This window comes from Fibrobacter sp., from assembly GCF_045131395.1.
Classification (GTDB): domain Bacteria; phylum Fibrobacterota; class Fibrobacteria; order Fibrobacterales; family Fibrobacteraceae; genus Fibrobacter.
Genome location: NZ_JBGUQY010000036.1, coordinates 37,975 through 63,356 on the forward strand (window position 1 = coordinate 37,975; position 25,382 = coordinate 63,356).

The window sequence follows — 25,382 nt, forward strand, 5'->3', positions numbered from 1 at the left end:
TCACATTTTTATTTATGCGATAGAGCCGAACGGTAATAAAAAGTCTTCCTAACGCCGAAACGTTAGGAAGACCATTGGAGGTGTATGTAGAGAAGATTATTTTGCGAAGTTCACTACGAAGGTCTTATTGCCCTGCACATGCTTGAGCATGTAGACACCCTTCTTGAAACCCGCAGCCTTGAGGGCAGCAGAAGCATTGCCCGTACGAGCCAAATCAATGGTTCCAAGTACAGTGCCCTTCAAGTCAAACACGCGGTAGGACTCGGCAACCTTGTTCTGGAACTTGGCTGTAGCGATTGAAGTCTTGCCAGGTTCGGCATCCTTGCCTGCCGCGAATTCAATGTAGTCAATGTCCATCCAGTCACCGGTCACAGTAAAGCGGAGAATGTGCTTGCCGGCGGCGAGCTTGACATTCGCCTTGACCAGGCCAAAGTCATCATAGTTATCTTCGCCATCATTCTTGGGCACCGCAATTTCTTCGGTAATATCGTCGCCATCAATAGACAACTTAAAGCTTCCACTCGTGCTACCAGAAGCCACAGAAGCGAACATGGTGTAATCACCAGCTTCGGCAACCTCAACAGTGTATTCCAGCCATTCGCCGCTCTGGTTGTAGCCCACGACATAGCCACCGTTCTTCTTGTAAATGTCTACGCCAGTGCCTTCGCGGTAGCTCTTGCCACCATTGCTTTCGGCACCATGGTCTTCGGAATCATTGTCGGAGTAGGAATCGTTGCCAGCACCGTAACCCGGTTCATCGAAGTTTTCCATTTCGATCTTGCCCGGAATAGCCCAAGCCTTGCCACCGAAAGGCGTCTGCGGTTCAGGTTCACGCTTGGTGCCCTGGAATTCCCATTCCAGAAGACCCATGGTGGAATCCTTAGAGCCCTTGAACACGAAGAAGAGTTCATCGACAACACCAGAAAGGCCGCTCATTTCGCAATCGTTATCAACATAAGAGTTCCAATTGCCGGTCTTAGCGAGTTCGCAGGTACCAGCGAGCGTACCACTCACAGAACCCTTATGGATTTCAACCTTGTTGCCATCGCCCACGTTGGCGGCCTTGATGCGAAGGTTCTGGGCTCCATTACCGAAATCAACGCCAGAAACGCGAATCCAGGATTCCTTGGTAGCAAGCGGAGTCAGCACATGTACAACGGGCTTACCCTTGGTCCAGTCGGTACGGCTGCGCACATTGCGCTGCTTGGAACTGGTGAGAGCCTTGTAGGTATTATAGGGGTCAAAATTCTTGATCTGCTTGGGACCTTCACGGGTAAAGGTCAGCTTGTTCATCCTGTCTCCACTCCAGGTGAGTTCATCGATGGACACGCTTCTGTGGTTTTCCTTGTTCGGGCTATTAGTGCACTGGCCCGACTGGGTGCAGGAACCCGGATGTTCATCCGCAGTCACCAAGCGGCGGTCATGGTACACGGCGTACCACTTGCCCTGGAATTCAGCAAAGCCCTGGTGGTTGTTGCCGCCCTCGTTATGAGCATCGGGCACAGCACTGATTCCGGGGATAACCGTACCAACGAACGTGTAAGGGCCCGTAATCTTGTCAGCCATGCCGTAATCGATTACCTGAGGAGGCGTATTGAAACTCAAGTAGTACTTACTCCCCTTCTTGTGGATATAGGGAGCTTCGAAGGAATTCTGAGCACTGACGCGCGTCAGGGAATTCTTGTCGATGGTAATCTTGCCATTGTTTTCGGTAAACTTGATGATGTCCAGGTTGCTGCCATAGGGGCGCTGACCGTTTTCGCCACCGCCGAAAATCACGTAACCCGTGCCGTCATCTTCAATGAAAATTCCCGGATCGAAACAGTGTGCAATGCCGTCGCAGCCACCAATCACGCTGGAGCCATAGGATGCAGCAATGTAGTTCACGCCATGGGTTTCCTTGACGGGGTCGGTATAAGGGCCGTCGATGCTTGTCGCAGTAAGCATACCCACGCCGCTAGCGCCGTTGGGGTAAACGATGTAGATTCTACCCTTATGGACAGCGATACCAGAAGCCCAAGTATTGTTGGGGTAATCCCCAAATTCGCGCATGGAGCGGAAAACCATGCCGTGGTCGGTCCAGTTTTTCATGTCCTTGGACGTAAATGCATTAAGGCCCACGATATCGTAGTCGTAATTCTTCTGGGGACTGTAGTCATCCACATCGGTCAAGATGTAGAAGGTACTATCGTCGGCTGCAGCCGAAGGGTCTGCCAGGTAATGGTAAGTTGAAATTGGATTATCGGCCAAGCCAAATACGGCAAGGCCAGCCACAAGGCAAGCTGCCTTTTTCCACACCTTTTTGTATTCCATTTATCACTCCATGCTGGAATCTACACACGTAGACCCATCCGAAGTTTAAATTACCCCTTTTTTGCGTAAAAATCCGTTTATTATCCATATTGCTATGGATAAATTGACAACGGGGAAATTTTTCTAAATTTACACCCAATGAACCGTTTTGAACTTCTAAAGACTTCAAAAAAATCGAAAGCGCGCCTCGGCGTGGTCCATACCGACCACGGCGACGTAACGACGCCTATTTTTATGCCCGTGGGCACCGAAGCGACCGTAAAAGCGGTCACTCCTGCGCAGCTGAAGGACATCAAGGCCGAAATCATTTTGGCCAATACCTATCACCTGTACCTGCGCCCTACAACCCCGCGAATCGCCAAAGCGGGTGGAATCCATAAATTTATGGGCTGGGACGGTCCCGTTTTGACGGATAGCGGCGGATTTCAGGTATGGAGTCTCAAGGACTTACGCAAAATCACCCCCGAAGGGGTGGAATTCAGAAGCATTCTAGACGGTTCAAAGCACTTTTTTAGCCCCGCAAGCGTGATGAACGCCCAGCGCGAAATCGGCGCAGACATCATTATGGCCCTGGACGAATGCACCCCGTACCCCAGCACCGCCAAGGAAGCCGAACATAGCCTCAAGTTCACGCTCAAGTGGACCGCCGAGGCCATGCAGTGGCTCAAGGAACACCCGCCCATTCACGGTTACGACCAGCAGTTCTTCGGAATCATTCAGGGCGGCATGCACAAGGACCTGCGCAAGCAAGCTATTGAACGCATTGCGGAACTGGGCCCCGACGGTTACGCCATGGGCGGCCTTTCGGTGGGCGAACCTACCGAAACCATGTACGAAATTGCAGACTTCTGCACCGACATTCTGCCCCAAGACCACGCCCGCTACGTAATGGGTGTGGGAACGCCGTGGAACTTGCTGGAACTCATCGAACGTGGCGTGGACATGTGCGACTGCGTGATGCCGACCCGCAACGCCCGCAACGGAATGCTGTTTACCAGCGAAGGTGTTTTGCGCTACAAGGCCGCCCGCCATGCCGAAGAATTCGACAAGCCCGTAGACCCGAATTGCGACTGCTACTGCTGCCGCAACTTCAGCCGCGCCTACTTGCGTCACCTGCACCACGCCGGCGAATCCCTCGGATTCACGCTTGCCAGTATCCACAACCTGCACTTCTACCTGCACCTGATGCGCGAAGCGAAGCAACACATCGCCGACGACGATTTCGAAACTTGGAAAAAAGCCAAGTGTGAAATACTCCAAAGAGACCTACAGTAGTCTTTAGCTTTGGGGAAAGGAGGGTGTTAGGGAGGGCGGAGCCTTCCCTAGTCATAGATGCCCTGCGATAAGCAAGGCATCGAACAGGAAACGGGAAAAGTGCGAGATTCTGCAACGCGATTTGCAGTAAGTGGATTGCTTCGCCTTTTCAAGGCTCGCTATGACGTTTTAAAAAGACAAAAGCCTCGGATCAAGTCCGAGGCTTTTTAATAGTAAAGATAATGCCGGGGCCAAGCCCGGCACAATACCTTAGCGGATGCTGATACGGGCGGTCTGTGCAGACTTTGCAGTCTTCACGCGGACAACGTAGTTGCCACGGTTCACGCCTTCGAGCGACACCACATGATTACCGGCAGAATTTTCGACACGGTTCATCACGAGGTTGCCCATCATGTCGAACACCTGGATACGTGCTGCGGCCGTAGTCACCACATTGAGCTTATCGCCGTTCACGCTGAGCTTGAGCAGGCTAGCAGTCTTATGGGCAATGCCACCCACAGTGGTATTAACACACTTGAGGTCATCCAAGTAGAGATAGTCATATTTAGGCTGATACTGTGCGGACAAACCATGAACACCGATAACTTCCCAAGCCATCTTCTTGATGTTCGACCAGTTCAGATCGATTTTGGGATCAGCCCAACTCGGCTGCTTAAAATCAGCCTGAGCGATAGTCACTAAAGTCCAATCAGCGGCATCCAGAACATTCTTGCTGTGGTATGCATAATCCTCAACCTGGCCATCTTGAAGTTTGATGGTATGAGCGGAACCCTTGTAACGATAGCTAATCACTGGGCAAGCGCTCAAATCAAGACCCTTAGACGTATCAGCATTCGTGTTGAGGCCGAGAGCAACGAACGGATCGTACTTGTACTCGCCTTCGTCCCAAACAATTCCAGTAAGACCGACAAAGCCCTGAGTTCCGTTGGTCGGGTCAGCCGAACCAGGGAACACCACTACATAACCCGGAAGGGTCGAATCATAAACATTGGTAATGGAAGAATTGCCCTTAGAAGCATTGTCAGTGTATGCGTACCATGTACCCTCAGTATTGAGGACTTCATCTCCGTCTTCAACATCGTCAATGATCATGAGGTCGGTAATCACCGGAGCAACAGAAGAAGAAGAGAGAATCGGAGCAACGCTAGAACTAGACTTGCCGCCCTGACCATTGCTGGAGCTGGACTTGCCGCCCACAGAAGAAGAGGACTTCGGAGTGTCACTGCTGCCACCGCTAACTGCGGTGAAGCTGAGGCCGTCGCACTTCACGTCATCGATGTAGAGGTACGGATACTTGGGCTGGTTCATATCGTCCGGAATTTTTTCCAGACCCTTGATTTCCCAAGAAAGACGAGTTGCATTTTCCATCTTGATCGGCTTAGAGCGAGAATCGTCACCCCAAGTTTCCTGCTTGAGCATGTCCGTCGTAATTTCGACTTCCTTCCAGCCTTCGGAAGCGTCCTTGTTCACGCGGTGGTAATTGTAGTCGGTCACGTCCGTCGTTTCGATAGCGAAGTTGTGGCTAGCACCCTTGTACTTATACTTGATAGTCTTGCACTTGGCAAAATCAGCGTAAGCCTTCGGGGAATCCTTGGCCGGTTCCTTCAAAAGCGTGAGGAACATCTTGATATACGGGCCGTAATCAAGAGTTCCCTTACCGATCTTCACATCCTTAAGAGCAGCGACATACTTGGAAGTATTCTTGCTGTCGCCACTCACCGGATAGACAACCTGATAGGTTTCGTTGCCGAAATCATCCGTAATCTTGTCGTTAGAAATGGAGCTTGCACCGCCATTTTCCTGGTCTTCGACAGCAGCCCATGCACCGCCAAGATAACCATAACGGTCGCCATCTTCCATGTCATCGAGAATAGAAGTTGTTGCCCCATTGGCAACGCCCGTAGAGAAACCGCTTTCTTCTTCGGAACTTCCATTCTGGAGACCACAATCCTTATAGGTTACACCCTTGTTCATGTAACCCTTGACATTTGTACCTGACTCCGAATAGGAGAAACCATTCTCAAAAACAGCTGTCGTAAATGCAGCAGAGGGTTCATCCATAGCAGACGCATTCCAGTTAGTCCAGGACACTCCTTTCTGCTTCATCCAGCTAACCCACTGCTGAGCAGAATTGAAGTCCATACGTCCCTTACCACTAGATTCGGTAACACCCCATTCCGTAGCAAAAACAGGCACCTTTTCCATCGCCGCTTCGGCAGCCTTGTTGTAGCCTCCATCACCCATGTAGTGCGTTGCGGAATAGAAGTGGAGCGTACAGCCATAGTTATTATCTTTGATACCAGCGTTAGCGCATTTATCCGGCTGGCTAGACCATCCCGGGCTACCCACGAGGATGAGATTATCGGAATACTTACGAATAACCGGAATCACCTGATTAGCATGCTGCGCCACGGTTTCCATACTACCGGTCGGTTCGTTCCAGATTTCGAAAATCACATTGTTGTACTTGCCATATTCTTTAGCGGCATATTCGAAGAACTTGACAGCATCATCGGTAAAGCCATCGGATGATTCGATGTGCCAGTCAATAATGACGTAAATATCCTTATCGACAGCAGCGTTCACCACAGACTTGAGCAAAGCCTTCTGGAATCCTTCACCACCCGTCGTATAAGAACGGCCCGAGCTATTGAACTTTTCATCAGCGGCACCGAGTGCAAAACGCACGACTTCGATACCCATGTCATCAACCAAGCGGTTGATTCCCTTTTCGGAGTAAAAATCAGTAGAATAGGTATTACCCGAGCTCCAGAAGAGGCTCATGCCAGTCACCTGGACCGCCTTTTGAGCATAATCGGAGCAAGATCCCGATAGTTTGCCACCGTTTGCTACGAGTTTACCGTATGTGCTTACAGGGCCAACCCTGCTTGCGCTGACTGCCATGGCGGACACCGCAGCCATGGATAAGATTGCTAGAATCTTTTTCATTCTACACCTTTTTTGTTTTTTATGTGATGCCCAAAATCCCTTGAATTGAAAAATAGTAATGAGACCCACAAAATCCTTGTAATATTTTGTATAACCTTTTTTGAGCCCAATAAACACGTTGAACCTTAACATCTTTTTACAAAAAAGAACGCCCGCCCCGAAGGACGGACATTCTCCATTGTAAAAATACAAACACCTCTTTTTTACAATTATTCCACGGACTTGCCCTTTTCGACAGCGTCAGCAAGGGACATTCCCGTAAATTCCTGAGCGCTGAACCAGCGGCCGCTCTTCTTGTCGTCGAGCAATACAGAAACCATAGAACCCGGGATCACGCTTTCCGGAGCATTGGGAGCGTTGGGACCACCGAGATCCGTACGGAGCCAACCCGGATCCATCACGTTCATCATGACGTCGGTACCGTTCAGCTTGCAGGCAAAATCCTTGACAAATTTTGTCAGGGCAGCCTTGGCGCAGGCGTATGCCATAAGTTCGGGTTCATTGGCGATACCGCTGGTGGTAAGCTGCATACGGCCAAAGCCACGCTTGATCATTCCCGGCAAGAAATGGTAAGCAATCTTAATGGGAGCCAAGAAGTTCACGGCCAGAGCCTGGTGGAAATCTTCCATGGTATTGGTAAGGTAATCGGTAAAATAGTGGCTCATGAGGCCCGCGTTGTTGAACACCAGGTCCACCTGGACTCCCCAGCTATCAATTTCAGCAAGGGCGGCATCGATTTCGGCTTCACTTTCAAGATTGCAACCCACGGCGCGAACTTCGACACCATACTTCTTGATTTCGTTGATTACCGGTTCTGCGTGGGACTTGTCGCGGCCCTGCAGAATAATGTTGGCACCAAGTTTTGCCATTTCGATAGCGGTAAGTCGGCCTACCCCGCGGCAGCCACCCGTAATCAAGGTCCATTTGCCCTTAACATCAATCATAAATCATCCTTTGGTTGTTTTGCGAGGGTTACCCCACCCTCTCGGTTTGTAGGAATAAAGATACTCTTTCACAAGCCAAAAGTACCACCTTTGGGAGCAAATTCTGTATACAATGGTAAAACAAGGGAGGCCTTTTTCTAAATTTGTTCCAAATAATTAAGGATCTAAAAATGAAAGACTCTAGAGACAACTGGGGTTCGAAGCTTGGTGTAATCCTCGCGGTTGCAGGATCGGCTGTCGGACTTGGCAATTTCTTGCGTTTCCCGGTGCAGGCTGCTACAAATGGTGGCGGCGCATTCATTATCCCCTACCTCATCGCCTTCTTGCTTTTGGGCATTCCCCTTTCTTGGATGGAATGGACTCTTGGTCGCGCAGCAGGCAACAAACACCACGGTACCGCCCCCGGCGGATTCCACTACATTTTTAACGGCAAGCCCTGGGCCAAGCACTTAGGCTCGCTGGGACTCTTGCCGCCGCTGTTCATCAGCTTCTACTACATCTTTATCCAGTCCTGGATTTTGGCGTTCACTTATTACTCTGCCACCGGCAAGCTCATGGAAGTGGTCGCCGGCGGTTACGAACCGATGAAGGAATTCTTCGGCAACTACATCATGCTGAACACCAAGGTCGGCCCCATTCCGGCTGCAATCCTGTTCTTCTTACTGACTTTCGCCTGCAACATGGGCCTTTTGTCCTTCGGCGTACGCAAGGGCATCGAACGCGTGAACAAGGTAACCATGCCGATTCTCTTGATCATGGGCATTATCCTCGTGGTACGCGTGCTCACCATTAGCGACATCGGTAAGGGCCTTGCCTTCGTTTGGAACCCGGACCTTTCTGAAATCTTTAACCCCACCGTGTGGCTTGCCGCCTCGGGCCAGGTGTTCTTCACCATGAGCCTCGGTATGGGTATCGTTTTCTGCTATGCAAGCTACCTGAAGCCCAAGGAAGACTTGGTGCTTTCGTCCTTGACTGCAGGCGCCACCAACGGCTTTGCCGAAATCATTCTGGGCGGTACCATCGTGATTCCGATGGCAGTGCTCATTGCCGGCAACAACATCGAAGAATGCGCGAAGCTCGGTACCTTCGGCCTCGGTTTCCAGACCATGCCCTTCGTATTCGGCCAGCTGCCCTTTGGCGGATTCTTCCAGACGCTTTGGTTCGCCATGCTCTTTATCGCTGGTGTCACTAGCGCTATTTCTATCATCCAGCCACTGATTAGCTTCTGCGAAGACGACTTGAAAATCCACAGGAAGGGCTCCATTGCCGCTACGGGCATTGTGACTTTCCTGGGTGGCCTCGTGGCTATCTTTGGCCTTGCTGCCGGTGCTGTGGACGAACTGGACTTCTGGGGCGGTAGCTTCTTGCTGGTGGTGCTCGGCACCATTCAGGCCTTCATTTTCGCCTTCGTTCTCGGTCGCCGCAAGTCCGACGTGATCGGTGAAGACGGCAAGCCGGAATGCGAAGCTTTCGCCCTCATGAACGACGGTGCAGCCCTCAAGCTCCCTCGTTTCTTTAGACCCATTATCATGTACGTTTGCCCCATCTACCTGGCCGTTGTCCTTGTAGCATGGATCATTCACGACGGCATGGGCGTGTTGCTGTTGAGCAATGTTCCCGCCGATGCCAAGGTCACCTTCCTCGGTAGCGAATTCTCGCAGATTGGCTTTACCTGGGGCGTACGCGGTTTCCTGCTGACGCTGGTGATTCTGTTGAACATTCTCATTTACTTCGCCTGGAAACGCAGCGGTACAGCAAGACTCAAGACGATTCTCCATAAGCAGAATATGGAAGTCGGCGGTTCCAGAGAAATCGAGGAGGGCTAACCATGGAATTTTCTACTAGCGGCCTGGTCTTTATGATCCTTTCGTGGGCAGGCATTATCGGAATGTGCACCTTCTGTTTTTACAAGGTGTTCAAGAAGAAAAAATAACTTTGAGGATTTATGAAGCTTACCAAGTATAAGAGCTCCATCGCATACCTGATTTTCGTTTTTTGTAGCATTTTTGTGCAAATGGGCTTGTTTGTCCATTTCCAGCGGTGGCTCTCGTTCTCCTTCGAGGGTTCCGCCTTCTGGTGGCGCAGCATGCTGTTGCAGGTCGCCATTTTTGCACCCAGTATCTTTATGCTTCCGGCAGCCAGCTATTTTGCAGGCCGATTCCACAAGGGCCGCGTCATGGCCTGGTCTTCGGTGGGTATGCTGGCCTCCGTGATTGCCGTCGTTGTCTGCTACGTGGCCGGCGCCGAATGGGTAGCTTACGGTCTCCTTGGCCTGTACGGAATTTTCCTCGCCGTCCTCAGCCCGGCTAAGCTCGGCATCATGAAAGAAATGGTTGAAAGCGAAGACCTGGTCAAGATCAACTCTTGGTACATGGCGCTTTCGGTGCTCGGCACCGCAGCCGCAGCCTTCTTTGCCATGGGACTTTCGGGCAGGCCCGATTCTCCGGTCAGCATCGATCTGACCCTTTGGATTTACCTGGGTCTGAGCGTTGTCACGACGATTTCCGGTTTTTGCATCAAGGTCGGCGAATCCCACGACAACCTTAAGCTGCGCTCCCCCATGCGGAACTTCTCTGCCACTTGGAGCCACCCCATTGTCCGTCTTTCGATTCTTGGTCTTGCCACTTTCTGGGGCGTGACTCAGATTTTCTTGATTTTGATCCAGAACATGGCCGACATGCTCAACACCGCCGTGATTCCGGTTTCCATGTTCATCGTGACCGCGGGCTACGTGATTGGCGCGTTCTCTGCCAGTAAGGCTTCCAAGGGCTTTGTGGAAACAGGCCTGATTCCGTTTTCGGCAGCAGCTTCGGCCATTACCATGTTTGCGCTTCCGCTGGTTCAGAATGGCTGGCTTCAAGCGATTCTTTACGGTGTGATTGGCTGGTGCGCCGGTTCTGCCTTCGTGATTTTGCGTACGGTAATCCAAAGCTTTACCAGGCCCGATACCGCAGGCCGTATTCACGCCGTTGCAAATGCAATCCAGATGGCTTTGCTGGTGGTGATTATGGGCGGCCAGACCTTGCTCTTGATCTTTACGCCCATTACGCTGGATTACTGCTTCATGATTTTGGCAGTGATTCTCGCCCTCTGCTTTATTGCAAACCTCAGGAATAACCCGATGGCCCTTTTGCGCGCGGCACTGCGTTTCGCATTCACTTTTGTATTCCGCTACAAGGTGAAAGTCATGGGCGTGCAGAACATCCCTGAAACGGGTCCGGTTCTTTTGGTGGGTCCGCACTTCAGCTTTATTGACTGGGCCGTGCTCCAGATTGCAAGCCCGAGACCGCTCCGCATCGCCAGCAACCGCAACACTTTTGCAGACTGGTACCAGCGTTGGCTTTCTCACGGCAAGTTCCTGATTAGCATTAACCGCCGCGACCCGGCGCCCGCCATGGAAGAAATCCGCAAGGCCCTCTTGAACGGCGAAGCGGTGGTGATTTTCCCTGAAGGCGAAGTTTCCAAGACCCCGTTTGTTTCGACCTTCTCGCTGGATTACTCCAAGGCCATCGAAGGTACCGAAGCTCCGATCATTCCGTTCTACATTCAAGGTCTTTGGGGCAGCCGTTACAGCCACGCCAGCGAATGCGTGAACCGACCGCAGTCCTTTAACCGCATTATTAGTGTCGGTTTCTCGAGGCCGCTGCCGACAAACGCTACCGAAAAAGAAATTCGCCACGACCTGGAACTCTTGGACACCGACATTTGGAACATCGCCATGGACCATTCCGCCTCCATTGTTCCGCTCTGGTTCAAGGCCATGCGCAAGCGTCGTAGCCGCGTAATTTTGATTGACCCCGCCGGCAACCACGTGAACGGTTACGGCATGATTCGCCTGTGCCACTACCTTGGTAAAGTCATCAAGTCTGTCACCAAGAACGACAAGAACGTGGGCTTCATGATGCCCACCAGCCGCGATGCCGCTCTCGGTATCATGTCGATTCTCGGCACCGGCAAGACCACGGTGAACCTGAACTACTCCGCTCCGGTGGATACAATTCTTGGCTGCATTGAAAAGGCAGACCTTTCGACCGTCGTGACGACCCGCCCCTTCTTCGACAAGCTTTGCGGCAAGAACCCGGCCTTCAGCCAGATTGCCGGCAAGTGCCAGATGATTTATCTGGACGAAGAAGAAGCCAAGATGTCTACCGTTTGCCGTCTTGTTTCAGCACTCATCATTCGCACTTGCCCGGCCGCCTTGTTGCGCCGTCTGTGGTTCACCTCGGCCAAGCTCGAAGACGATGCCGTGATTCTCTTTAGCTCGGGTTCCGAAGGCACGCCGAAGGGTGTCGAACTCACCCACAAGAACGTGATTTCGAACGCCCAGCAAGGCGACCACATTCTCAAGCTGCGTCGCACCGACGTAATGACCACTTTGCTCCCGCTGTTCCATTCCTTCGGCTTTACCATGACCTTCATGATGCCGCTCCTGGATGGCGTGCCCATGGTGCTTTGCCCGGATCCCACCGACATCAAGACCTTGGCCCGCGTGTGTGCCCAGTACAAGACCACCATCATGATGGGTACCCCCACCTTCCTTCGTGCCATCGCCATCAACCGCTGGGTTCACCCCATGTGCTTGGATTCTCTGCGCTACATTATCGCCGGTGCCGAAAAGCTCCGCCCCGAGATGCGCGAAACCTTCAAGCTCAAGTTCGGTAAGGACGTTTACGAAGGCTACGGTTGCACGGAACTTACGCCGCTTGCAACGCTCAACGCCCCGAACGTGCTGTTGGACGACTTCTTGACCATGGAAAAATGCTGCGACAATTCCAGTATCGGTATGTCGGTGCCGGGTGCCATTTGCGCTATTATCGACCCCGAAACCAACGAATTCTTGCCGCAGGGCGAAGAAGGCATGTTGGTGGTTACCGGTCCGCAGGTAATGAAGGGTTACCTGAAGGACAAGGAAAAGACCGATGCCGTGGTCATCAATATTGATGGACGTCGCTGGTACAAGACTGGCGACAAGTGCACCATCACTCCGGATGGATTCGTTCAGATTCTCGGCCGCTACAGCCGCTTTGCAAAGCTGGGTGGAGAAATGATTTCTTTGACCGCCGTGGAACTGCGCATTGCAGAATCCAAGGTCATGGAAGATTGCGAATTCGCCGTCACGGCAGTGCCCGATTCCGCCAAGGGCGAACGCATTGTTCTTTTGGTCAAGGGCAATGTGAACGCCGAAGACGTGTCCCGCAACCTCCGCAAGGCAGGCATTCCGCCGCTCATGCAGCCGGGTGCCGTATTCGTGGTCGACAACATTCCGAAGCTGGGTTCTGGCAAATGGGACTTCAACGGAATGAAGAAATTGGCCCTGGAGCTTGTTGAAAACAAGGCATAGCCCCCATTAAACAACTATTACACGGCAATTTATACATAGAGTGTAAATTGCCGTTCTTTTTTGCAGATAAAATTGTATATTAATGGGGCTAAAAAATGAGCAAGGAGATTTTATGGAGCAAATTGTTAAAAAGGTTCAGGAACTGGGACTGACGCTCCCCAAGTGCCCTGCACCGCTTGCGGCCTATGTTCCCGCCACCCGTAATGGCGATACAATCTACGTTTCTGGCCAGTTGCCCTCTGTAAACGGCGATTTCTCCGCATTTTGCGGATCTGTCCCCACTGAAATCTCGGTGGAAAAAGCCACTGAAGGCGCCGCCATTTGCCTCATGAACAACGTTGCCGCCGCACTCTCCATGCTAGAAGAGAATGAATCCCTCCGCCTAGTCCAAATGCAGGGTTTTGTGCAATCCGCCCCCGGATTCCATGAACAGCCGGCCGTATTGAACGGCGCCAGCGAACTTGCCGTGAAGATTTTTGGAGAAAACGGAAAACACGCCCGAACCGCAGTAGGTGTGTCAAACCTTCCGAAAAATGTGGCCGTCGAAATCAGCTGTACCTTCCAGGTCATCAAGGCTGAAGCCAAGTTTACCGGCCGTTACGGCTGGATTGAAGGCTAAAAAGTCCAATTTTTCATAAAAAACGACCTTTTTAAGACCATCTCGGCATCCGAGACGGTCTTTTTTATCAAAGTTAGCCATTTTCAATACACATTTACTTTATTCAAAATCATAATTTAACCAAACTTTCACCAAAAACAAGCAATTTTTCAAGTACAAAATTCAAACTTCGTACAAAATTAAACCAAAAACAAGCAAACTTTCAAGAACAACTACACTAAAAACTGTAACTTTTCCAAAAAATCTTTAAAAATTTTCAGTATTTCAGTCAAAATCTCTTGCCACCAGGGGGCATTCGTTCTATATTTTCGGCATAAATTTTTAACGAAACCCAAAATTCAATAGGAAAACATATGGCAAATTCTCCATTAAGCGGCGCAGAGGTGATTATCGAATGCCTCAAACGCGAAGGAATTGATACCATTTTCGGTTATCCCGGTGGATCGGCCATCCCGATGTTCGATGCCATTCTGGATTCTAATATTAAGGTAGTGCTCACCCGCCATGAACAGGGCGCTACCCACATGGCCGACGGTTACGCCCGTCAGACCGGCAAGGTCGGCGTCGCTCTCGTCACTTCTGGCCCGGGTGCCACCAACACCTTTACCGGTATCTACACCGCCCTTATGGATTCTAGCCCCATCGTCGTGCTCGCCGCACAGACGACCACTCCGAACTTGGGTAAGGACGCCTTCCAGGAATGCGACACCAGCGGTATGACTTTTGCAGCCGTGAAGCATTCTTACTTGGTGAAGGATTCCAACGATCTTCCCCGCGTGATGAAGGAAGCCTTCCACATCGCACGCAGCGGCCGTCCGGGCCCCGTGCTTATTGACTTGCCGAAGGATGTGACTGCAGGCCCCTGCACCGCTCCGTTCACCGACAAGATGGATCTTCCGGGCTACAAGATTCCGAGCTACGCCTCTACCGAAAGCGTTGAAAAGGCTGCCGAATTCTTGAAGAAGTCCAAGAAGCCGCTTTTGCTCGTTGGCCACGGCGCCATGATTTCTGGCGCAAGCCGCCAGGTGAAGGAACTCGCCGAAAAGTTGAACGCCCCTGTGTGCTGCACCTTGCTCGGCCTTGGCACCTTCCCCACCGACCATGAACTTTCTCTCGGTATGCTCGGCATGCACGGTACCGTGTACGCCAACAAGGCCGTTCTCGACTGTGACCTGATTCTTTCCATCGGTAGCCGCTGGGACGACCGTATTACCGGTAAGCTCGACGTTTTCTGTAAGGACGCCATCAAGATGCACATCGACATCGACCCGGCCGAAGAAGGCAAGGTGTTGCAGCCGGATGTGTTCATGTGCGGCGACGCAAAGCTCGTTCTGGAACAGCTCTTGCCGCTCGTGGGTAAGCTCGACACCGCCGAATGGGTGAAGACATGCCAGTCTTGGAAGAAGCGCTTCCCGCTGACCTACCCGAAGCAGGGCGGTCTCCGTATGCAGCATATTGTTCAGACTGTTAGCGACCTCACTCAGGGCAAGGCCATCGTCACGACCGACGTGGGCCAGCACCAGATGTGGGTAGCACAGTTCTTCCACACCAATTATCCGCGTCAGCTCCACTCCAGTGGTGGCGCAGGTACCATGGGCTTTGGCCTTCCGTCTTGCATTGGCGCCGCTTTCGGTAACGAAACCGGTTGGCCGGTGGTGACCTTCTGCGGTGACGGTGGTTTCCAGATGACCGAAGCAGAACTTGCAACGGCCGCAATCCACAAGCTCCCCATCAAGATTTTCGTGATGGACAACAAGTACCTGGGCATGGTGCGCCAGTGGCAGGACATGTTCTACGACAAGCGTTACAGCTGCGTGGACATGAAGGGCAACCCCGACTTCGTGAAACTGGCTGAAGCTTACGGCATTCTCGGCCTGCGTATCAAGCGCGCTGCCGACGCCGAACGCGTGATCCAGAAGGCTTTGGAATACAACGAAGGTCCGGTGCTCATCCACTGCGAATGCGAAAAGGAAGACAACGTGTTCCCGATGATTCCGGCCGGTGCTCCGATTACGAGCATGATTACCGAACAGCCGAAGACTCAACTTGAAAAGCCCACGGGATCGACCTAAGGAGATTTATCATGATGAAGGATAAAGCACATTCTATTAGTTTGTTGGTTGCAAACCGCCCGGGCGTGCTCGTGCGTATTGCACTCGTGTTCTCCCGCCGTGGCTACAACATCGATTCTCTGGTGGTCTCCCCCACGCTGGACCCGAACTTCAGCCGCATGAACATCATCGCTCACGGTAATCCCGAAATCTTGATGCAGATCATCAAGCAGCTGGAAAAGCTCGTGGACGTGGTGCAGGCCAAGGACCATACCGATACCGACGCCGTCGAAAAGGAACTCGCACTTATCAAGGTGCGTTGCACTCCGGATCAGCGTACCGAAATCCTGCAGCTTTGCGATCACTTCCACGCCAACACCGTGGACATGACTGCTACCTCCATGATCATCCAGATCACGGGCAACAGCATGAAGGTCGACACGCTCAAGAGCCTGTTGCAGAAGTTCGAAATCGTCGAATATATTCGCACGGGCAAGGTCATCATGCTCCGCGGCGAAGAACAGACTTAAGAGACCGCTCGGCTCTATCGCATTCATGTAAATGTGATATCGCCTCGCTCTCGCAATCGCGACCGGTTAAAACCGGTCGCTTTTTGCTCACGGATGTCATGCCCGCCACCGAGCGGGCATCTCCGTTTCTACTTAAACAAGAAGCGCCTCGCAAAGCGAGGCGTTTTCTTTTATTCTTTCACTAAGACCTTTTCAATCTCAGCGATGTAGATGGAATGCATAGAATCGCTGGAGCCGATTTCATAGTTCTGTTCCAGGACGTTTCTGTCGATGAAGCTGGCTTCGTCAAGCTTTTGCATGTACATCTTGCGGCACACCAACACGGTCGTCGCATCGTTGAAGACGGGAACATTTTCGAGGGTCGAAACAGTCATGCCGGTCTTTGCGATTTTATCTTCGTTGCGGCCAGAAACACGACCAAAGTAACCGAGTTCCTTCTTGAAGTTTCCACCGAAGAAGTTAAGCGTAAAGCGTTCACCGGCATCCACGAATTCCTTGGTGTAGCGCGTCTGGCGAATGAACACGAATGCAGAAGGTTTGCCCCACATAATGCCTACACCGCCCCAGCTTGCAGTCATAGCGTTGGTCTTGCCACCCTTATCGGCAGCGATAAGCATCCATTCGTTACCGATTGCAACAAAAGGATTCTGGTTCAGTTCTTCGGGTTTGATCGTTTTAAACATTGTTTTCCTCTATAGATTGCCGCGTCGCTACGCTCCTCGCAATGACGTTTATTAATTTATCTAAAACCCTAGGACTGCTTCGGAGATTTCGTTGGCTTCATCAGAGTAATTGTCTGCATAGTCGGGATTGAATTCGCCCCAGCCATCGCTGGTGCCGCACCCCACGCCAACATCCAAAGAGGACCACTTAAACGCAGCAAACACATGCTCAAAGCGTTCCATGAGTTCCGTAAAGAAATCCTCGGGAAGTTCGTCTTCCACAAGCACCGAGCCGTCCATCGCCAGGAGTTCACCTTCGGGAAGTTCCTCGAAACGGCATTCATACTCATCCATCATGACATCGTCAACCGAATACCAGTCCCCCGTATCTTCGCTGGGCAAATCCATTTCGGGATATTGCTCCATCAGGGAATCGTACAACGCAGAAAGCTCGTCAGTGGTGCCGACGAAACGCATCAGTATTCGACAACTCATACAGTCTCCATGATTACTGCAAATATAGCCCTTTTTCGCCCAAAAACAAACATTTACTTACAAAAGAGACTCCCAAAGCACCCTAAAAGCGAAAACGGGACATTTTGTACCACTAAAACGTCCAAAATCACACAAAAACGACACAAATATCAAAAAAGTAAGATTTTTTTCAGTTTCCCACTTGTCGGACTATCCAAAATTTTATATCTTATATGTCAGAACTCTTTGTTCTCCTCCTAACCCCCAAAAAACTGGCTCGGCTTTGCCGGGTCAGTTTTTTTATTGAATTGGCCGAAAAACGCAAAAAAAGCTAAATTTACAGCACCATGAAAAAGTCAGTACCTATTACGCTGCTCACCGGTTACCTCGGAGCCGGAAAAACCACCCTTCTCAATTTTGTTCTCAATAACCAGCAAGGTTACCATGTCGCCGTCATCGTCAACGACATCGGCGAAGTGAACATCGACCAGACGCTTATCGAAAAGGGCGGAAACATCACCAAAGAAGATTCAGGAAAGGTAGTTCCGCTGTCCAACGGTTGCATCTGCTGCTCCCTGAAGACCGACCTTTTGGAACAAATTGCCGAACTCCTGGAAATGGACAAGTTCGACTACATTTTAATCGAAGCCAGCGGCATCTGCGAACCCGTTCCTATCGCACAGACCATTTGCGTTGCCGGTTCCCAGCTGCGCAGCCGTAATGGCGCACCCCTCGCCTGCCATTTGGACAACGTTGTTTCTGTGGTGGACGTCGCTCGCCTCGCCGACGAATTTGCCGGCGGCCAGAAACTTTTGGACGACAACCTCGAAGAAGAAGACATCGCAAACTTGCTCATCCAGCAGATCGAATTCTGCAATACCATCGTGATGAACAAGGTCGATAGTTTGTCTAAAACCGACTTGGAACACGTGAAGGCCGTGGTGCGCGCACTGCAGCCCGAAGCCAAGATGATTGAAACGAACTACGGCAAGGTGGATATGAAGGATATTCTGGACACCAAGCAGTTTGACTTTGAAAAGGTCGGAAGCTCCGCCGCCTGGGCCAAGGAACTCATGAAAGAGACGACGCCTGAAGACGAAGAAGACGATGACCACGACGAACATGAACATCACCACCATCACGATGATGACGATGATCATGACGAACACGAACATCATCACCATGACCATGAAGACCATGATCACGAACATGAAGACCACAGCCACTGCGACCATGAACATGGCGTATGCCACTGCGGACACCATCATGACAAGGATCATCCGCACGGTGACGAATACGGTATCAGCACCTTCGTGTATGAACGCCGCCGCCCGTTAATTCGTGAACGCTTCGAAGTGTTGCTGGACGATTACCCCACCAGCATTATCCGCACCAAGGGTCTCGTGTGGTTCGAAGACGAACGCGATAACAGCTACCTGTTCGAACAGGCCGGCAAGCAGGCATCCGCCCAGAATTTCGGACCTTGGTTCGCCAGCGAAAGCGAAGCAGAACAGAAGCGCATTCTGCGCGAAAATCCGGACCTGGTAAAGGTATGGGACGAAAAGTACGGTGACCGCATTATCCGTCTCGTCTTCATTGGCCAGCACATGGACAAAAAGAAGATTATCGCCGCGATGGACAGCTGCTTAGGCGAATAAGAGACCGCTCGGCTCTATCGCATAAAAAAATTTCGCCCCGACATCGTCGGGGCGTTTTTCGTTTAAAGGCTCGCTTCGAATTCGGCGAGGAAGCCGCGGCCCTGTTCCCATTCACGGAGGTCGGAGTCGGAATTGATGTGGCCGAGAGCGCCGGCGTTAAAGACCTTGACGCCCCAGGCGTTCGCGAAGAACAGGGAACGTTCCATAGTGACGAAGGGATCGTTTTCGCTGGCCACCACGCAGGCTGGGATCGGGAGCTTTTCGAGGGGCATGGGAGCAAAGCTCTTGATGATGTCTATATTGTCCACATCGCTGGGAGAAACGAGGAATGCGCCCTTGACGTGCGCAGGCACGCCTCCGCAGGTCGCGGCCTTTAGAAGCCAGTTTACGGTGGTGCAAACGCCTAAACTGTGCGACACCAGGATTGTATCGCCCTTCAAGGCGCGAACAGCCTTATCGAGGGTTTCGACCCATTCGCCCTTTTCAGGATTGTCCCAGCAACGCTGTTCCACGCGGGTAGCGTTAGGCAGGCTCTTGGCCCAAAAAGTTTGCCAATGCTTCGGTCCAGAATTGTTCAAGCCAGGTACAATCAGATAGTTCATGTTTACTCCCAAGTCTAAATTTCAATCACGATTTTAAGCGCGAACTTCCCTACAAAAATAGTATAAAAGAGATCCGAGGGGAACTCGAATCTCTTTTATTTATGTCTATGGCGCAATTTTAGAGAGAGGCGACTTTCGCCTTAGCGTCGGCCATGGCGCGGACCACAAGGGAGGCGCCATTTGCGCAGTCTCCGACTGCGTAAATGTGGCGAGCCGGATCCGGAATGATCGCGGTACGCGGCGTGAGCTGGAGGCCCAAATCGTTCACGATACCTTCGGCCGGAACTCCGGTGAAGCCCATGGCGAGCACCACCAAGTCGGTATCGATGACTTCGGTAGAATTCGGGACTTCGTTCGGCTTGAGCGGGCGGCCCTGTGGCGACATTTCCCATTCCACGCGGACAGCTTCTACACCAGCGACGCGACCGTCTTTCACGATAAACTGCTTGGACGACACGTTCCAGCGGCGTTCACCGCCTTCGTGCTGGGCGTAGCTGGTACGCAGCATGTACGGCCAATCCGGCCACGGAGTGGACGGAGAACGTTCCTCGGGGGGCTTGGGCATGAATTCCACCTGGAGCACGCTTTCGCAGCCTTCACGGATGGCCTTACCCACGCAGTCGTTACCCGTATCGCCACCGCCAATCACCAGCACCTTGCGGCCCTTGGCAGAGAACTTTTCCGGATTCTTTTCGCCAGGCATATTTGCACCGTGCAAGAAGTCGAGAGCAAGGAAGATGCCTTCGGCGTCGCGGCCAGGAATCTTCAAGTCGCGGGCATTCGGCGTACCGATAGCGAGGAAGACGTAGTCGAAATTCTTGTGGATGTATTCAGCAGAAATATCCTTGCCAATTTCGGTGCTGCAAACGAACTTGATACCGGCTTCTTCAAGAAGCTTAACGCGGCGGTCGATGACAGACTTGTCCAGTTTCCAATTCGGAATGCCATAACGCAGCAAGCCACCGACTTTTTCGCGCTTTTCGTAAACAGTGACGGCAAAGCCCTTGCGGCGGAGCGCTTCGGCAGCAAACAGGCCCGAAGGACCAGAACCGATGACAGCCACCGTCTTGCCATTCCATTCGGCAGCAGGAAGCTTTACCCAGCCTTCTTCGAAAGCGGTTTCGATGATGAACTTTTCAATCTGGCGAACCATCACGGGATCGTTATGCACATTGCCTGTGCAAGCGGATTCGCAGAGTGCGGGGCAAACACGACCCGTGAATTCCGGGAAGAATGCCGTCTTGCTGATGACATTGTAGGCGCGTTCTGCATTCCCTGCGGCAACAGCTGCATTGAATTCAGGAACCAAGTTACCCAGCGGACAACCCGCGCCATGGCAGAACGGAATTCCGCACGTATGGCAGCGGCTAGCCTGACCGATAATTTCGACAGAAGTCAGTCTGCGTTCGACTTCGTTATTGTCCTTTACACGCTCTTCAACCGGGCGGTAAACATCTGCAATTCTTTTTACTTGTTCCATATAAACCTCAAGCCTTCTTTGCCAATGCGTTGCGGTAGTCTACCGGGAAGATCTTCACGAACTTCGGACGTTCGCTGTTCCAGTTTTCAAGGATGCGCTTACCCTTTTCGCTACCCGTTGCTTGAACGTGCTGTTCAATGAAGTCGAGAAGTTCACGTTCGCTTTCGGTACCAGCAAGCACACTTTCGAGGTCCACAGAACCCACGTTGCAGCTCAAGTCGAAGTGACCCGTCTCGTCGTACACGTAAGCAAAGCCACCCGTCATACCTGCGGCGAAGTTCACGCCTACACGACCGAGAACCACCACGCGGCCACCCGTCATGTATTCGCAACCGTGGTCGCCCACGCCTTCGGAAACAAGGAGCATACCGGAGTTACGGATACCGAAGCGTTCGCCAGCGAGACCGTTGATGAACACCTTACCGCTGGTACCACCGTAACCGATGACGTTACCGGCAATGACGTTGTCTTCAGCCTTGAAGGTAGCGTTGTGCGGCGGGCGCACGATAATCTTACCACCCGAGAGGCCCTTGCCCATAAAGTCGTTGGCTTCACCTTCGAGATCCAGCGTGACACCCGGTGCAAGGAAGGCACCGAAACTCTGGCCTGCGACACCCTGAAGGTGAATGCGAATGGTATCTTCGGGGAGGCCCTTCACGCCAAAGTGACTATCCACTTCACCGGAAAGTTCCGTACCCACCGTACGGTCGGTGTTGTGCACCACCGTGCAGAGTTCCACAGCCGTACCCTTTTCGAGAGTTTCCTTGACAAAGGGCAGGAGTTCGCGACGGTCAAAGTTGACCAGTTCTTCCTTCACATAGTTTTTGTCGTAGGACTTGACGCCGCCTTCCACAGTCTGGAAGATCTTGCTGAAGTCGAGGTGCTTGGTCTTGTAGAAGGCAATAGCGTTGTCCTTTTCCAGGAGGTCGCTACGGCCGCAGGCTTCATCGAGAGAGCGGAGGCCGAGGCTTGCGAGGATTTCGCGGACTTCATCAGCGATGAAGAAGAGGAAGTTTTCGACATATTCCGGCTTACCGGCAAAGCGCTTACGGAATTCGGCATCCTGAGTGGCGATACCCATGGGGCACTGGTTGGTATGGCACTTACGGTCCATGACGCAGCCAAGGCTTACGAGCAGGTTGGTTGCAAAGCCGAATTCTTCGGCACCGAGGAGAGCAGCCACCACAATGTCGCGGCCCGTCTTGAGCTGGCCATCGACCTGGAGCTTGATACGACCGCGGAGGTCGTTGAGCACGAGAGTCTGTTCCGCTTCGGCAATACCGAGTTCCCACGGGAGGCCGGCATGCTTGATAGAGGTGAGCGGAGATGCACCCGTACCGCCATCGTGACCAGAAATGAGCACCACGTCGGCATGAGCCTTGGCAACACCGGCAGCCACCGTACCCACACCCACTTCGGACACGAGCTTCACAGAAACACGAGCCTTCGGGTTGGAGTTACGCAGGTCATAAATGAGCTGTGCCAAGTCTTCGATAGAGTAAATATCGTGATGCGGCGGAGGAGAAATCAGAGAGACGTTCGGAGTCGAGTGACGGATGCGAGCCACAAAGTCGTTCACCTTGTGAGCCGGCAGCTGGCCACCTTCACCGGGCTTTGCACCCTGAGCCATCTTGATCTGCAAATCCTTTGCATGGCGCAGGTAGTCAATGGTCACGCCAAAGCGGCCCGAAGCAATCTGACGAATGGCAGAGCTACGGATATCGCCGTTTGCGGCCGGAGTATCACGATCCGGGTCTTCACCACCTTCACCGCAGTTGCTCATGGCACCGATGCGGTTCATGGCGATAGCAATGGTTTCGTGTGCTTCGGGGCTCAAAGAACCAAGGCTCATGGCGCCAGCCACAAAGTGCTTGACGATAGATTCGCGGCTTTCGACTTCGGAAATGTCGATCGGAGTAGCTTCCTTGAACTTGAAGAGGCCGCGGAGCGTTGCCTGACGTTCAGACTGGTCGTTAATGAGCTTGCTGTAAACCTTGAACTTTTCGTAGTCGCCACCCTGCACGGCCTGACGGAAGGCTGCCAAGGACTGCGGAGTCCACAAGTGCTTTTCGCCTTCTTTGCGGTAAGCGTACTGACCACCGGACTGAAGCACCTTGCTTGCGTCAGCAAAGGCAATCTTCTGGCGAGCGCCCACTTCGGCAGCAATTTCTTCGAGACCGATACCTTCGATGCGGCTTGCGGTACCCGGCAAGAACTTTTCCACCAGTTCGTGGTTCAGACCCACGGCTTCGAAAATCTGAGCGCTGCGGTAGCTACGGAGGGTAGAAATACCCATCTTCGACATGATTTTGAGAAGGCCCTTATCCACAGCCTTCACGTAGTTGGCAGCAGCCGTCACCGGATCCACATCCAGGTCGCCGCTGTGGCACATGTTGGTAATGCTCTGGAAGGCCAGATACGGGTTGATGACCGTAGCGCCAAAGCCCAGCAACAGGGCAAAGTGCATGACTTCACGAACTTCACCAGACTGCACCACGAGACCGATTTCCGGGCGAACACCAGCTTCCACCAAGGCGCGGTTCACGCTGGCCGTAGCAAGCAGCGACGGAATAGGCACGTAGCCCCAATCGATGTTCTTATCGGTGAGCACGATGATATCAAAACCATCATTCACGGCACGCACGGCATCGCCAGCGAGGTTCTGCAAGGCGGCTTCCAGGACTTCCCCATTGCCACCGAGCGGGAACTGCATCTTGAGTTCCTTAGCCTTGAAGGCCTTATCGCCGATGTTTTCGAAACGACGGATTTCGTCTTCGGTCACGATCGGGCGCGGAATCTTAATGAGGTGAGCCTGTTCCGGAGTTTCTTCCAGAATGTTACCGTGGTTACCGATATAAGTGGTAAGGCTCATCACCAGTTCTTCACGAATCGGGTCAATAGGCGGGTTCGTCACCTGGGCGAACAGCTGCTTGAAGTAGTTGAACAGCGGCTGCGGCTTGTCCGAAAGCACGGCGAGAGCGGCATCGTTACCCATAGAGCCGATGGGTTCTGCACCGGTCTTTGCCATGGGCTGCAAAATAATGGAAAGGTCTTCGGCAGAATAACCGAAACGCTTCTGCTGCACCAGAATATCATCGGGCACGTCAGAGGGGTTGATTTCGCTGAAGAGGCCACGGACACTCATCTTGTTTTCGGCAACCCAACGGCGGTACGGCTTGCTACGGGCCACGTATGCCTTCATTTCGGCATTCTTCAAGATGTGGTGATTTTCGAGGTCGAGGTAAATGATTTCACCGGGTTTCAGGCGGCCCTTTTCTTCGACTTCGTCATCCTGCAAATCGAGCACGCCCGTTTCAGAAGCCATGACGAAGAGACCGTCTTTACACAAAGTGTAACGAGCCGGACGAAGACCGTTACGGTCAAGGATTGCACCGGCATTCACACCGTCAGAGAAAGCGACGGCAGCAGGGCCATCCCAGGGTTCCATGAGCATGGATTCGTATTCAAAGAAGCCACGCACGTCGCGGCCGAGGTAATGCTTCTGGCCCCAAGCCTGCGGCAGGAGCATCATCATCGCATGCGGGAGGCTACGACCCGCAGCGACGAGAAGCTCAAACATGTTGTCAAGGCTAGCAGAGTCGCTCTGACCCGGCATAATCAGCGGCAAAAGCTTCTGCAAATCGTCACCGATGACTTCGCTCTTGAGGAGCGGTTCGCGGGCGCGAAGGCTGTTCAAGTTACCGCGCAAGGTGTTGATTTCACCGTTATGAGCGAGGTAGCGGAAGGGGTGTGCCAGCGGCCAAGTCGGGAAGGTGTTGGTAGAATAACGCTGGTGAACGAGAGCCAAGGGGCTTTCGAAATCGAGATCGTTCAAGTCCTTGTAGAAGCCTTCGATCTGGCTTGCCAGCAACAGGCCCTTATAAACAATGCTCTTGCGGCTGCAGCTGCAAACATACACGCCCTTGCAGGCCTTTTCAATCAGGCGGCGCACCACATAAAGCTTGATATCAAATTCTTCGTTGGTCTTGAACTTGGAACCGTCAAAGAACACCTGGCGAATATGCGGCAAAGTCTTGCGGGCAGTTTGACCAATGGCAGAGGCATTCACCGGCACTTCGCGGAACTGCACCACGGCAACGCCTTCGGATTCCGCAATGCGCTTGATTTCTGCATCGAGAGCGTCGGCTGCCAAGGTGTTTTCGACAAAGTACATGGCAACGCCGTAACGAGACGGCAATTCCGGGTAAAGCTTGCGGAAGAACTTATGCGGCATGGAAAGCAAAAGACCCGCACCATCACCGGTTTCCGGGTCTCCACCTGCTGCACCACGGTGCATGAGTCTTTTCAAAACAGTGATACCCTGCAACACAATCTGGTGCGAGGCAACATTATTAATATTGGCAACTAAACCGACACCGCAGGCGTCATGTTCGTTGGCTGGATCGTAAAGTGCTTGAGCGTTCATAATAATCCCTTTTTAATTTTTGCGCTCCATATTTGCAAAAATCATGCCAAGCCGACGA

The 25,382-nt window shown here is 52.4% G+C and carries 15 protein-coding genes; 7 read left to right on the forward strand and 8 right to left on the reverse strand.

Annotated elements, in window-relative coordinates:
• Window positions 1-96: 96 nt before the first annotated feature.
• Window positions 97-2,313, reverse strand: coding sequence for a carbohydrate-binding protein (locus ACJMNB_RS09325; protein WP_405341750.1), 2,217 nt, complete (start codon window positions 2,311-2,313; stop codon window positions 97-99).
• Between the two features lie 138 nt (window positions 2,314-2,451).
• On the opposite strand from ACJMNB_RS09325, the gene tgt reads away from it, so the two are divergent.
• Window positions 2,452-3,588: a tRNA guanosine(34) transglycosylase Tgt gene (gene tgt / locus ACJMNB_RS09330; protein ID WP_405341752.1), complete on the forward strand. Its 1,137-nt coding sequence runs from the start codon at window positions 2,452-2,454 to the stop codon at window positions 3,586-3,588.
• Between the two features lie 249 nt (window positions 3,589-3,837).
• On the opposite strand, the gene ACJMNB_RS09335 is transcribed toward tgt, so the two are convergent.
• Window positions 3,838-6,537 (reverse strand): cellulase family glycosylhydrolase, encoded by a 2,700-nt coding sequence (locus ACJMNB_RS09335; RefSeq protein WP_405341754.1) that lies wholly within the window; start codon window positions 6,535-6,537, stop codon window positions 3,838-3,840.
• A 209-nt stretch (window positions 6,538-6,746) separates the two neighbouring features.
• A complete protein-coding gene (locus tag ACJMNB_RS09340; RefSeq protein WP_405341756.1) occupies window positions 6,747-7,481 on the reverse strand; it encodes an SDR family NAD(P)-dependent oxidoreductase in 735 nt (244 codons plus the stop codon).
• A gap of 170 nt (window positions 7,482-7,651) precedes the next feature.
• On the opposite strand from ACJMNB_RS09340, the gene ACJMNB_RS09345 reads away from it, so the two are divergent.
• From ACJMNB_RS09345 to ilvN, 5 genes are all read left to right on the forward strand, one after another.
• Window positions 7,652-9,307, forward strand: coding sequence for a sodium:calcium symporter (locus ACJMNB_RS09345; RefSeq protein ID WP_405341758.1), 1,656 nt, complete (start codon window positions 7,652-7,654; stop codon window positions 9,305-9,307).
• Window positions 9,308-9,426: 119 nt separating this feature from the next.
• Complete coding sequence (locus ACJMNB_RS09350; RefSeq protein ID WP_405341760.1) at window positions 9,427-12,822, forward strand: MFS transporter; 3,396 nt, start codon at window positions 9,427-9,429, stop codon at window positions 12,820-12,822.
• A gap of 112 nt (window positions 12,823-12,934) precedes the next feature.
• The gene (locus ACJMNB_RS09355; protein WP_405341762.1) at window positions 12,935-13,441 is read left to right on the forward strand and encodes a RidA family protein; all 507 of its coding nucleotides are present in this window, start codon (window positions 12,935-12,937) and stop codon (window positions 13,439-13,441) included.
• A gap of 353 nt (window positions 13,442-13,794) precedes the next feature.
• Window positions 13,795-15,513: a biosynthetic-type acetolactate synthase large subunit gene (ilvB, locus tag ACJMNB_RS09360; protein WP_405341764.1), complete on the forward strand. Its 1,719-nt coding sequence runs from the start codon at window positions 13,795-13,797 to the stop codon at window positions 15,511-15,513.
• Window positions 15,514-15,524: 11 nt separating this feature from the next.
• The gene (ilvN, locus tag ACJMNB_RS09365) at window positions 15,525-16,022 is read left to right on the forward strand and encodes an acetolactate synthase small subunit (protein WP_405341766.1); all 498 of its coding nucleotides are present in this window, start codon (window positions 15,525-15,527) and stop codon (window positions 16,020-16,022) included.
• 170 nt (window positions 16,023-16,192) lie between these two features.
• On the opposite strand, the gene ACJMNB_RS09370 is transcribed toward ilvN, so the two are convergent.
• Together ACJMNB_RS09370 and ACJMNB_RS09375 are read right to left on the reverse strand one after the other, a co-directional pair.
• Window positions 16,193-16,705, reverse strand: coding sequence for a flavin reductase family protein (locus ACJMNB_RS09370; RefSeq protein WP_405341768.1), 513 nt, complete (start codon window positions 16,703-16,705; stop codon window positions 16,193-16,195).
• A 60-nt stretch (window positions 16,706-16,765) separates the two neighbouring features.
• Window positions 16,766-17,179, reverse strand: coding sequence for a hypothetical protein (locus tag ACJMNB_RS09375; protein WP_405341770.1), 414 nt, complete (start codon window positions 17,177-17,179; stop codon window positions 16,766-16,768).
• Between the two features lie 326 nt (window positions 17,180-17,505).
• Between ACJMNB_RS09375 and ACJMNB_RS09380 the strand changes: the two genes are divergently transcribed.
• Window positions 17,506-18,816, forward strand: coding sequence for a CobW family GTP-binding protein (locus ACJMNB_RS09380; RefSeq protein ID WP_405341772.1), 1,311 nt, complete (start codon window positions 17,506-17,508; stop codon window positions 18,814-18,816).
• A 62-nt stretch (window positions 18,817-18,878) separates the two neighbouring features.
• Here the strand turns inward: ACJMNB_RS09380 and ACJMNB_RS09385 are convergent, their stop codons facing one another.
• From ACJMNB_RS09385 to gltB, 3 genes are all read right to left on the reverse strand, one after another.
• Window positions 18,879-19,418, reverse strand: a complete 540-nt coding sequence (locus ACJMNB_RS09385) for an RBBP9/YdeN family alpha/beta hydrolase (RefSeq protein WP_405341774.1) — start codon at window positions 19,416-19,418, stop codon at window positions 18,879-18,881.
• Window positions 19,419-19,536: 118 nt separating this feature from the next.
• Window positions 19,537-20,898 carry a glutamate synthase subunit beta gene (locus tag ACJMNB_RS09390; protein WP_405341776.1) on the reverse strand — a complete coding sequence of 454 codons (1,362 nt, stop codon included), beginning with the start codon at window positions 20,896-20,898 and terminating at the stop codon, window positions 19,537-19,539.
• Between the two features lie 7 nt (window positions 20,899-20,905).
• On the reverse strand, window positions 20,906-25,324 hold the full coding sequence (gltB, locus tag ACJMNB_RS09395) for a glutamate synthase large subunit (RefSeq protein WP_405341778.1): 4,419 nt from the start codon (window positions 25,322-25,324) through the stop codon (window positions 20,906-20,908).
• Window positions 25,325-25,382 lie beyond the last annotated feature (58 nt).